The following is a 13,044-nucleotide window of genomic DNA, read 5'->3' on the forward strand; positions in this document are numbered from 1 at the left end:
ATTTCGGTGAATTTTCATTCAGTGAACTATACTTCATGATAGTACGCTTCTCATGGACACTGTCAAGGAGTGATCAACATCGACGCCACAACGAGCCGACTGACGCAGCGGCAACTGCAAGCGGTGCAGACGACCGCCGATCTCAAGGCCGCGGCACGAGTCGTCTTCGCACGTCAGGGCTACCTGAACACCAAGATCACCGACATCACCAGCGAGGCCGGGCGGGCCGCGGGTTCCTTCTACAACCACTTCGAGGGCAAAGAGGAAGTGCTCGCCGCACTCGCGGTCGATATCGGCGCGGATGCCGACGAGTTCGCGAGCAGCCCGCCGGATCCGCCCGCGAACACCAGCACGGTGTCCATCCACGACTCCACCCGCACCCACGTCGCTGTCTTCTGGCATACCTACGCCGCCAACCGCGACGTGTTCGCCGCGATCGAGCAGGCCTCACTCGCCAATTCGGCTTTCGCCGAACAGATGCGAGCCTTCCGCGCCGAACAGTTGCAGCCATGGATCTCGTGGCTCACCGAGCTGGCAGGCCGCGGTGCCCGCCTGCCCGCCGATCCGGCGGTCACCGCGGCGATGATCGCGGCGACCGCCGAAACGATGATCCAGTCCTGGCACGGCGATCCGGAGATCGGCATCGACAGCCTGACCGATTTCGTCGCCGCCGGACTCAGCGCGGGTCTCGACCCGCGCTGACCCCCGCCATCCGCGCGACCCAGGTGCGGATGGCGGCCGCGGTCGTCTCGGAGTGGTCTTCCAGCATGGTGAAGTGGTCGCCCGGCACGTCGATGACCTCGTGCGGCAGCGGCCACGTCGCCGCCCAGTCGTCGCGACCCTTCACGTCGTCCTTGGCCTCCTCGTTGATCTCGGTCGCCCGCACCTGCAGGGTCGGCGTCGCGATATCGGCGGGCGCCCAGTCCGCGAACAGCTCGAGATAGACGCCCATCGCGGTGAGTGAGGTATCCCTGATGTCGAGGTCGAAGCGGCCGTCGCGGGCGAGCATGCCGCGCAGCATCGAGGACAGGAACTGATCGGTGCCATTGTGATTGTCGATGTAGGTGTCGATCAGAACGAGGCCGTCGGGTGTATACCCCTGCTCCTCGAGCACCGACACCACCCCGTGCGCGATCCATCCGCCCGCTGATCGACCCGCTACCAGGAACGGACCGTCGCCGACGACGCCGAGCACACTCTCGGCCTGCATGCGGATGAAGGTGTCGTAGTCGGTCGGCACCTTCTCGCCATCCACGAAGCCAGGCGCCGGCACCACGACGACATCGCGTTCGTTCCGGAACGCCGTGGCGAGGCGCGCGTACTCGTGTGGCCCGGAGACCGCGCTGAATGCCGGGAAACACACCAGTTTGCGCGGATCGGGCCCGGTGGCCAAGGTGACCGGTCGCGACGGCGCGCGGTCGGCGTAACCGAAGGTCTCCCGCAGCTCCGCGGAGAGCATCAGCAGTTGGGTCGCCGGGATGTAGCGATCCCGGTCGCAGAGCGCGCGGAATACCGAAACCACCGGGTTGGCCGCCGATTTCGCGGTCGAGGGCGCCGGTGCGGCGCCACCGTCGTCGCCGGCGACCGAATCACCGAGGTCCATGGCCGAGAGCAGGTTCGCGGCCAGTGCCACCGGTGTCGGATGGTTGAACACCGCAGTGGTCGGCAACTGGAGTCCGGTGAGCGTGTTCAGTCGGTTGCGCAGTTCGACGCCGGTGAGCGAGTCGAAACCCAGTTCCAGGAAAGGTGTTTCGGGCTCGACCACCTCGATTCCCGTGTGGCCGAGCACCTCGGCTACCTGCTCGCGCACGAACACGAGCACCGCGGCCGCACGCTCGTCCACCGGTGTGCGAGTCAGTTTGATGCGCAGACCACCCGCGGCGGAACCGTGCAGCTTTTTGATGGCGGGCCGCACCAGCTGCGAGAGCAGGACCGGAATGCCCGTCGGCGCCGATCGCACCGCCGCGGTGTCGAGCAGGATCGGCGCGACGTTCGGCTCACCGAGTGCCAGTGCCGAATCGAACATGGCCAGACCCGTCGCAGTGTCGATGGGCACGACCCCGCCGCGGCGGATGCGGTCGAGATCGGTGGTGCTCAGCTCGGCGGTGAATGTGCTGTCGAGTTCCCATTGGCCCCACGCCATCGACAGTGTCGGCCGCCCCTTGTCCGCGCGCTGCCGGGCGAACGCGTCGAGGAACGCGTTGGCTGCCGCGTACCCGGCCTGGCCCGGATTGGCGAAAACCGCGGCCGCCGAGGAGAACACAACGATGGCGACGTCGGGACCGAGCAGCCGGTCGAGGGCGAGTGCGCCCGCCACCTTCGGGCGCAGCACCGTGTCGAGCCGCTCGGGATCGAGCGCGCTGACGAGCGCGTCGCCTGGTACTCCCGCCGCGTGGATCGCGGCGGTCACCGGTACCGACGCGGGCAAGCTGGCCAGCGCCGCGGCGAGATCGCCCGCGTCGGCCACGTCGGCGGCCGCGATCCGCACCTCGACTCCGTCGCTACGCCACTGTTCGATCAGGTCGGCGAGATCGGGCCCGGCGGTGCCGCTGCGGCTGACCAGCAGCAGCGAGCGGGTGCCGTAGGTGTTCACCAGATGTCCGGCGAGCACCGTCGCCAGGGCGCCGGTGCCGCCGGTGATGAGAACTGTTCCCGCGGCGAGTCTTTCGGCGATCGCGGACTCCCCTGGCTCCGGCGGTTTCACCGCCAGCAGCCTTCGTCCGTGGACCTCCGACGTGGTGAGCACGATGTCGGATTCGGCCGCGGACAAGGCGTCGCCGATCCGGGCTCCGGCCTCGGCGGTGCCGTTGGTATCGACGATCCGCACCCGCCCGGGATGCTCGGTCGAGGCGGTCCTGGCCAGCGCGAGCGCCGCCGCGTGTGCCGGGACGGTACCGTCACCGAGCACGACGAGTTCCCGCCCGGGAACAGCGGGTGTGTCGAGGTGACACCGCAGCGCGGTGAGCGTCGACGCGACAAGACCGGCGGCGGCACCGTCGGACAGCGAGAACAGCACCGGGGCGACGTCTTCCGTCTCGGCCGTGCTCGCCAATTCGGTGAGGCTGATGGCGCGCAGCGGCCCCCCGTCCGGAATTCCGCCGAGCCACGCCAGCGAGTCGAGACCGCCGAGCACCTCGTAGCCGGCGGGGGGTGCCGTGTCCACGCCGATCGGGACGGATCCGACGCGATACAGCGGGGCGTCCTCCCCACCGGCAGCAGCACCGATCTGCTCGGCCGTGACCGGCCGCGCGACCAACTGCCCGATGGTGGCGACCGGCATCGCGGTGCCGTCGCTGACATCGATGGCCATCGTGTCATCGCCGATCATCCTGATGCGTACGCGCAGCGTGTCCGCACCTGCGCGATAGGCGCGAACCGCTCCCCAGGAGAACGGCATTCGTGTCTGCATCGCCTGGTCTTCGCCGGACAGCGCGGCCCGATCGATGGCATTGAGCGCCAGTGATTGCAGTGCGTTGTCCAGCAGTGCCGGGTGGATCCCGTAGTCGGCGGCCTCGTGGCGCAGGTCGGTGGGCAGACTCATCTCGGTGTAGACGACATCCGTTCCGTCGGGCGCGCTCGCGCGCCAACAACCCGTGATACCGCGAAAGCGCGGGCCCAGCTGGAAACCGGTCGCGGCGAACGCATCGTAGAACCCGGTGTGGTCGACCGGCACCGCGTCCGAGGGCGGCCAGCTCGAGGCGTCGAAGTCGCTCGCGGGCTCGATCTGATCGTCCTCGGCGAGGAAGCCGCTGCCGTGGCGCATCCACGGCGTCGTGAGACCGTCACCGTCCTCCGCACGAGAGTGGACCGAGATGGCGCGCCTACCGCTTTCATCGGCGGCCGCTACCCGCACCTGCACGATCCGACCGCCTTCGGCGGGCAGGATCAGTGGTGCCTCGAGGGTGAGTTCTTCCACTACCTCGCAACCGATTTCGGCCCCGACTCGAAGTCCCAGTTCGAGCAGCGCGGTACCCGGCACGATAATCGCACCCATGACGACGTGGTCGCCTACCCAAGCCTGCTGGTCGATGGAAAGCCGGGCGGTGAACAGGTGGCCGTCACCGTCGGCCAGAGCGGTCGCCGAGGCGAGCAGCGGATGTCCTGGCGATACCGAGCCGGTGCCGGCCGGGCCGCCGCCGGACGCCGTCAGCCAGTGCCGCTCGCGAGCGAACGCGTAGGTAGGCACCGAAATCCGCGTCCCTGTCGGCACCACCGCTGCCCAATCCACGTGCGCGCCATCGGCATACATCGCCGCAACAGCGGTGAGGACGGTCTCCGGCTCGTTCTGGCCGCGGCGCAGCACCGAGGCGACCACCAATTCCCTGTCGGGATCCGCCTCTGCCACCGCTGCGGTGAGCACCGGGTCGGGCCCTAGTTCCAGGAGACGGACAACGCCCGCCGCACGCAGGGCAGCGACACCGTCGGCGAATCGGACCGTGCCGCGCACGTGCTCGATCCAGTAGCCCGGGTCGGTCAGCATCTCGGCGGTGGCGATCGCGCCGAGGGTGTTCGAGACGATCGGCACCCGCGGTTCGCCGAAATTCGTCTGGCGCAGGACGGCGGCGAAGTCGTCGAGCATCGGGTCGAGCAGCGCGGAGTGGAACGCGTGCGAGACCGGCAGCCGCTTCGTGCGGTGACCATGGGCAGCCATGACCGAGCCGAACTCCTCGATCGCCGCGACCGGGCCGGAGACCACCACCGATTCGGGGCCGTTCACGGCCGCGATGTCCAACGCGAACACCGCGTCGAGTTCGCCGCGCACGGCCGCTTCCGAAGCGCCGACCGCGAGCATTGCCCCGCCGGGCGGCAGCGCCGCGATCAGCCGACCACGCGCCGCGACGATCCGCGCCGCGTCCGCCAGCGACAGCACCCCGCCGACATGCGCGGCTGTCAGTTCGCCGATGGAGTGGCCGATGAGGTAATCCGGTCGCAGACCCCAGGATTCGACCAATCGAAACATCGCGGTCTCCACCGCGAACAATGCGGGCTGGGTGAATCCCGTGTCGTGCAACAGATCCGAATCTCCGGCCCGCCACACCACCTCGGCCAGCGGGTGTGCCAGATGGGGGTCGAGCGCGGCACATACCTCATCGAACGCGGCAGCGAACACCGGGTAATTCCGGTACAACTGCGCCGCCATACCCGGACGCTGGGAGCCCTGTCCGGTGAACATGAACGCGGTCGCGCCCTTGCGGGTCCGCCGCACCGGCACACCGGGCGAATCGCTCGCCCCGGCGATAGCCTGGAATCCGACTGCCGCGCTGTCCATGTCGTCGGCGACCACGACGCCGCGAAATTCGTAGCCGGTCGACCCGAGCGTCAGCGAACGTGCCACCGAGGTCGGCGTCGCGGCGGTCTCGGTGACGAATTCGTGCAGGCGTGCGGCGCCACGTCGCAGCGATACCTCGGTTTTCGCCGAGAACACCAGCGGCACAGCGGTAGTCGGGTCGGTGGCTTCGACCGGCTCGGATACCGGCGCGGCCGAGTCGGCGGGCGCCTGCTCGAGAATGACGTGGGCGTTGGTCCCGCTGATGCCGAACGAGGAGACCGCACAACGGCGCGGCCGATCCACCGTCGGCCACGACACCGCCGCTGCCGCGATCCGCACTTCACCGGCGCCCCACTCCACATGGCGCGAGGGATTGTCGGCGTGCAGAGTTTTCGGCACGATCCCGTGGCGCATGCTCAGCACCGACTTGATGATTCCCGCGACGCCGGCGGCGGACTGGGTGTGCCCGATATTGGTCTTGATCGAGCCGACCAGCAACGGTTCACCGGTCTCGCCCCGGTCTTGGCCGTAGGTGGCCAGCAGCGCTTGCGCCTCGATCGGATCACCCAGTGCGGTCCCGGTGCCGTGCGCCTCGACGACGTCGACACCGGCCGCGCCGATGCCCGCATCGCGCAAAGCGGCCGTGATGACTCGCTGTTGTGACGGCCCGCTCGGCGCGGTGAGTCCGTTGGACGCGCCGTCGGAATTGACGGCGGTGCCACGCACCAGGGCCAGCACCGGATGCCCGGCGGCCACGGCCGTGGACAGACGCTCGATCATGATCATGCCCGCGCCCTCACCCCAGGCCGTGCCGTCGGCCTCGTCGGCGAACGCTTTGCAACGTCCGTCCGGTGCGAGCCCGCGCTGACGCGAGAAGTCGATGAACATCCCGGGTGAGGCCATCACCGCGACTCCGCCGACCAGCGCCGACTCGCACTCACCCGAGCGCAGCGCCGCGATGGCGAAATGCAGTGCGACCAGCGACGACGAGCAGGCGGTGTCGATGGTGACCGCCGGGCCCTCCAGCCCGAAGACATACGCGACCCGTCCCGAGGCGACGCTGCCGGTGGTGCCGTTGCCGACGTAACCCTCGACGGCGGCGGGCACGGTCCCGAGGCGGGAAATGTAGTCCTGATGGATGACACCGGCGAACACGCCGATCTTGCGGCCGCGCAGCGCGGCGATCTCGTCGGCATTGAGCCCGGTGCGTTCGAAGCACTCCCATGCTGTCTCCAGCAGCAGTCGCTGCTGCGGGTCCATCGCCAGCGCCTCGCGCGGACTGATCCCGAAGAACGCGGGATCGAATTCCGCGACGTCGTAGAGGAATCCGCCGTTGCGGGTGTAGCTGGTGCCAGGGTGATCCGGATCGGGGTCGTACAGCGAGCCCAGATCCCAGCCGCGGTCGGTCGGGAACGGGCCGATCGCGTCGACACCGTCGGTGAGCAGCTGCCACAGTGCTTCCGGCGAGTCCGCGCCGCCGGGGTAACGGCAGCTCATCGACACGATGGCGATCGGATCGTCCGCGTGCGCGTCCACGACCGCGGAAGCGGTGGTGCCGATTGCCGAAATGGTGGTGGCGCCGGTGAGTTCGAGCAGCAATTCCGCGACCGCGGCCGGGTTGGGGTAGTCGAAGACCAAGGTGGTCGGCAGCCGGAGCCCGGTCGCCGTAGCCAGCCGGTTACGCAGTTCGACCGCGGTCAGCGAATCGATTCCGAGTTCGCGAAACGCGCGTTCGGGCGCGATGTCGTCGGGGTCGGTGAGTCCGAGCACGATGGTCGCCTCTGCCCTGACCATCGTGAGCGCGGCGGCGGTGCGTTCCGCGACCGGTAGCGCGGTCAGGCGCTCGCGCCATGATTGTCCGCTCGTCGCGAGCGCGGACGCGGCCTGGCCGACTCGCGCTCCGGCGAGATCGCGTAGCAGTGCCGGAGTCTCGGTGGCCCGGCGCACGCTGTCGAGGTCGATGCGAAGTGCGGTCGCCGCAGCCGCCGAAGAATTCAGCGCCGCGTCGAACAGGCTCTCTCCTTGCTCGGTGGTCAACGGCAGCAGGCCGCTGCGTCGAACCCTGGCGAAGTCCGCCCTGGTGAGTGAACCGGTCAGCGCGCTCGGCAGCTCCCATAGTCCCCACTGGACCGACTGCACAGGGACACCGGACGCGCTCCAACGCGCGGCCAGTGCGTCCAGCGCACCGTTGGCCGCCGCGTAGTTGGCCTGACCGGCGGTGCCGAACAGCGCCGACACCGACGAGAACAGCACGAATCTGTCGGCCTCGCCCGCCCATTCGGCGAGTGCGTGCGCGGCGGCGACCTTGGTGTCGATCACCTCGGCGATGCGGTCGGGTGTCTGGCCCGCCAGCAGCGCGTCGTCAGCCACGCCCGCCGCGTGCACGACCACAGTGAGCGGGTGCGCGGCGGGGACGACGGACCTGACCTCGGCAGCCGTGCCTGGCACGGTGAGATCAGCGGCGAGCACGTCCACGGTCGTACCGGTGGCCCTGATGCTGTCGACCAGCTCCGCCGCGCCCGGCGCGTCGAGGCCACGCCTGCCGACGAGCAGCAGGTGCGATACCGCGCGGGTATTCGCGAGGTGCTTGGCGATCACCGCGCCGACCGCGCCGGTGCCGCCGGAGATCAGCGCGGTGCCGCTCGGGTCGATCGGCGCCGGCACCCTCAGCACCACCTTGCCGACATGTTTGGCCTGCTGCATATACCGCAACGCCGACCGCGCCTGCCGGATATCCCAGGCTGTGACAGTGGGCGGGGCCAGTGCGCCGGTGGCGAACAAGTCGCCGAGGGCCGCGAGTATGCTCGCGGTTCTTTCCATTCCGGCTTCGTGCAGATCGAATGCCAGGTATTCGACTGCGTCGCCGAGTCCTTCCCTGATGTCGGACTTACCCATTTCCAGGAACCGTCCACCCACCCCGAGCAGTCCTGCCGAGGCGTCGATGAAGTCACCGGACAGTGAGTTCAGCACGATGTCGAAAGCCCCAGCACCGCTGAAGGTCTCCGCGAATTCGACTGTTCTCGAGCTGGCGATGCGGTCCTCGGTCAGGCCTGCGGCCCGCAGCGCGGGCCACTTGCCCGGCGATGCGGTGGCATACACCTGCGCGCCCAGATGCGTGGCGAGGGCCACGGCGGCGGTGCCGACACCACCGGCACCGGAGTGGATGAGGACGCGGTCACCGGCGCCCAACCCGCCGAGATCGCAGAGCGCGTAGTAGGCGGTGCCGTAGGCGATCGGTGCGGCCGCTCCCTGGGCGAAGGTCCATCCGGCCGGGATCGGGGTGATCATCCTGCGGTCGGCGACCGCGGTCGCGGCGAAGGCATCGGCGAAGATGCCCATCACCCGATCACCGACGGCGAATTCGACAACATCGGAACCGATTTCGGTGATGATGCCCGCGCCTTCGCCGCCGACGCCCGCCGCGCCCGGATACAACCCGAGGGTCAGCATGACGTCACGGAAGTTGACGCCGGCCGCTCGCACCGCGATGCGGACTTGGTCCGGTCCCAGGTCGGGCGCACGCGAGGTCTCGGTGTCGACCACGAGCCCGTCGACACTGCCCGGTGTGCCGACGGCCAGACGCCACTCGTCATGGCTCGGCAGAGTCAGCGGCGGTGCCACCTGCCTGCGCAATCGGGGCCGCAGGCCGACAAAGCCGTCGGGACCGCGACGCACGGCGAGTTCGGGTTCGCCGGACGCGGCCCATCGCGCCAATTCGGTGGCAGGCAGGTCGATGCTCGCGCGGTCCATCAGCCGGACTCGGCCGGGGAATTCGGCGGCCACACTGCGCACCGCGGACCAGATCGCGGCCGCACACGGGTGGGGCAGCTCACCGGGTTCGGTGGCGATGGCACCGGTGGTGACGACGAGAATCGGTGCGATCTCACCTTCGTCGACAAGCCCGACGTTGAGTTCGCCGAGCAGGTGCGCGAGGGTCGCGGTGATATCGGTAGCGGTGGGGTCCACGAGCAGCACCGGGATGCGCCCGGTGACCGGCCCAGCGAGAAATGCTGCCATGTCCGCGGTGTCGGCCCCAAGGCCGATCGTGGTGATCTCGGCCGACGGCTCCGGCGCGTGACCCGCACGGACCCAGGTTGTTTCGTAGAGGGGTGCCGCCGACGCCGTGGTCGCGGTAGCGGCACGGAGAACCAGCGACTCCACGGTGAGAACCGGTGCACCGGTCACATCGAACGCATCGAGACGGATCGCGTCCCCGCTCGACGGTGCCAGGCGGACTCGCACCGCCGCCGCGCCCGCCGCGTACAGCCGTACGCCGGACCAGGAGAACGGCAACGCGGGCCCGTCACCGTCGGCCCGCTCCGCTGTGGCGAGGCCGAGCGCGTGCAGCGCGGCGTCGAGCAGCGCCGGGTGAATACCGAAGTCCGCGTTCGCATCCGGCTCCGGCAGTGTCACATCCGCGATGACCACCGCGGGATCGGCGCTGTCGCGCCAGGCAGCGGTCAGGCCGCGAAACGCCGGACCATAGTCGAGTCCCCGCTCGGTCAGCCGCTCGTACAGCGCCGACACCGAGCCGAGAATCTCGCCGGGAACAGGCGTCGCGACGGGGGCAGGAGCAAGCGCGGCGCCGATGCGTCCGACAGCATGCCTGGTCCAGTCGCCATCGGCTCCGACCCTGGCGAAGATCGCGATCTCACGACTGTCGTCCGCCTCGGCCGCACGCACCTGCACCTGCACCCACACCGCCGTGTCCGCCGGGATGACCAGCGGCGCCTCGCACAGCAGTTCCTCGACCGAGGCGAACCCGGCCCCCTGGGCGGCGAACAGTGCCAGTTCGACAAATGCGGTGCCCGGCAACAGGATTCGGCCCTGCACCACGTGGTCGGCCAGCCACGGCTGATCGGCCACCGCGATCCGCCCGGTCAAGACGGTCGAATCCGAGTCGGCCACGGTGATGTGCCCGCCGAGCAGCGGATGCCTTGCCGCTTCCACACCCACCGCGCCGATCGACCGGCTGTCGAGCCCGGCCGGCGCGGTCAGCCACAGGGGGACCTGTTCGAACCGGTAGGTGGGGAGCTCCACGATCCGCCCGCCCGCAACGACTCCCCAGTCCACCGTGACGCCACGTACCAGCAGCCGGTCCAGCGCGGTGTCCAGCGCGACGGGCTCGGCCGTGTCACGGACCGAGGTCGCCACGGCCGCGACAGAACCGTCGGGCAGTTCCACTTCGGCGATGGCGGGCACCTGCCCGCTGAGCACGCCACCTGGACCACATTCGATGAACGTACGAGCGCCGTCACCGATGCAATGGGCGACAGCATCGCCGAACAACACCGCCGCGCGGACCTGCTCCACCCAGTACTCGGGAGTACTCATCGCTGAGGTACGGGCGCCGGTCACCGTTGACACGATCGGCGTCTGCGCCGACTCGTAGGACAAAGATGCCGCGACCTCAGCGAATTCGGCGAGCATCGGTGCCATGAGCGCGGAGTGGAACGCGTGCGAGACGTCGAGCCTGCGCGTGCGCACACCCTGCTCGGCCAATTGCTCGGCCAGCGCCAGGCATTCGGCCTCGACACCCGAAACAACCACGGCCGCAGGGCCATTGACCGCTGCGATGTCCACCCCGGCAGTGAGCAGCTCGCGCACACGCTCTGCCGACGTGGCCAGCGCCACCATCGCGCCGCCCTCGGGCAGACGGGCCATGGCCGCACCACGCGCCACCACCATGCGCGCCGCGTCGGCGAGGCCGAGAATACCCGCCACGTGGGCAGCGGAAATCTCGCCGACCGAATGCCCGACGAGCAACTCCGGGCGCACGCCCAGCGACTCCAGGTGCCGATACAGCGCGACCTCGAACACGAAGAGAGCGGGCTGAGCGAAATCGGTGCGGTTCAGCAGTCCCTGGTCCTCGCCCCACAGCACGTCGAGCAGCGGGGTGGTCAAGTGCGCGTCGACCGCGGCGACGGCGTCGTCGAACGCCGCGCTGAAGGCCGGATAGCGCGCAGGTTCGGCCCGGAGTTCGCGGCCCATCCCCAACGTCTGTGCCCCCTGCCCGGTGAACAGCGCGACGAGGCGATCATCGGCGACGACGCCACCACGGGTCACACCGTCCGCGGCTTCGGTGTTCTCGGCCAGCGCCGCGAGTTGCCCCCGCAAGTCCGCCGGCGTTTCCACCCGCAGCACCGCACGCTGCTGGTACCCGGTCCGAGTACGACCGAGCGAACCCGCCAGATCGGCCACCGACGACGCATCGCCACCCGACTCGGTCCACTCCAGCAGCGCCGCCGCCTGACCGGCCAGCGCCGACGCGGACTTGGCACTGAGCAGCACCGGCACACTCGACACCACGGTCTCGACCGCCGCGGATGTCTCGGCGATCGGCGCTTCCTCCAACACCACATGCGCATTGGTGCCGCTGAACCCGAAAGACGACACCCCGGCTCGGCGCGGCTGCGCACCGCGCGGCCACGGCCGGTTCCCGACAAGCAGTTCCACCGCGCCGGGCACCCAGTCCACGTGCCTGCTCGGCGCATCCACGTGCAGGGTCCGCGGCAGCGTCTCCTCGGCCAGCGCCATCACCATCTTGATGATCCCGCCGACACCCGCGGCGGCTTGCGCGTGACCGATATTGGACTTGAACGACCCGAGCCACAGCGGCCGGTCCGCCGAGCGGCCACGGCCGTAGGTGGCGAGCAGCGCCTCGGCTTCGATCGGATCGCCGAGCTTTGTCCCGGTGCCGTGCGCCTCCACGGCGTCCACTTCGTCCGGACGCAGGCCCGCGTCGGCCAGCGCGGCGGTGATCACCCGCTGCTGAGCGAGTCCGCTGGGTGCGGTCAGTCCGTTCGACGCCCCGTCCTGGTTCACCGCGACCCCGCGGATCACCGCGCGCACCGGCCAGCCCCGTTCACGCGCGGTGCTCAGCGTCGCCAACGCCAGCATGCCGACACCCTCGGCCCAGCCGGTGCCGTCCGCGGCATCGGCGAATGCTTTGCACCGGCCGTCCGCGGCGAGCCCACGCTGCTGTGAGAACTCCACGAACGTGGTCGGTGTCGACATCACCGACACACCACCGGCCAGCGCCATCGCGCATTCGCCCGAACGCAGTGCGTTCACCGCCATGTCGATCGCGACCAGCGATGACGAACACGCGGTGTCGACAGTGACGGCCGGTCCGGTGAATCCGTACGTATAGGAGATGCGGCCGGAGGCGACGCTGCCGGAGTTGCCGTTGCCGATGTAGCCCTGCACCTGGTCGGGCAGCGTCGGCAATCGGCTCGCGTAGTCGTGGTAGATCAGGCCGGTGTACACCCCGACCGGCGCGCCGACGAGGCCGGCAGGCAGCAGCTGTGCGCGTTCCATCGCCTCGTGGGCAGTTTCCAGCAGCAGCCGCTGCTGAGGATCCATCGCAAGGGCTTCGCGGTGATTGATGCCGAAGAAGCCGGGATCGAAATCGGCTACGTCGTGCAGGAATCCGCCCTCGACGGTATAGGTCTTACCGGGCGCGTCCGGATCGGGATCGTAGAGACCCGCGACATCCCACCCACGGTCGGACGGCATCGGCCCGACTGCGTCGACACCGTCACGCACCAACTCCCACAGCTGTTCGGGGGTACGGACATCACCCGGGAAACGGCAACCCATGCCGATGATGGCGATCGGTTCGTGTGCGCTCGCCTGCAAGGCGCGCACCTGCAATTGTGCGTCGCGCGCGTCGGTGAGCGCCTTCTTCAGGTATTCGCGGAGTTTCTTCTCGTCGGCCATCGCGAGTGTCCTTACGGCTGGGTGGGGCGAAATGGTGGTCGGGTGGTGCGGGC

General features: G+C 69.4%; 2 protein-coding genes. One reads left to right on the top strand and one right to left on the bottom strand.

Annotation, left to right across the window (positions count from 1 at the left end):
- Positions 1 to 69 precede the first annotated feature (69 nt).
- Positions 70 to 702 carry a TetR/AcrR family transcriptional regulator gene (locus ACFWFP_RS12865; protein WP_379294911.1) on the top strand — a complete coding sequence of 211 codons (633 nt, stop codon included), beginning with the start codon at positions 70 to 72 and terminating at the stop codon, positions 700 to 702.
- Here ACFWFP_RS12865 and ACFWFP_RS12870 read toward each other — a convergent pair.
- A complete protein-coding gene (locus ACFWFP_RS12870) occupies positions 677 to 12,991 on the bottom strand; it encodes an SDR family NAD(P)-dependent oxidoreductase (protein WP_379294912.1) in 12,315 nt (4,104 codons plus the stop codon). The genes ACFWFP_RS12865 and ACFWFP_RS12870 overlap by 26 nt on opposite strands.
- Between the last annotated feature and the right edge of the window lie 53 nt (positions 12,992 to 13,044).

This window comes from Nocardia sp. NPDC060249 (genome assembly GCF_042728755.1).
Lineage (GTDB): Bacteria > Actinomycetota > Actinomycetes > Mycobacteriales > Mycobacteriaceae > Nocardia.

Excerpts from the sequence above, each read along its gene's own strand:
- ACFWFP_RS12870 (WP_379294912.1), bottom strand. The coding sequence starts at position 12,991 with ATGGCCGACGAGAAGAAACTCCGCGAATACCTGAAGAAGGCGCTCACC.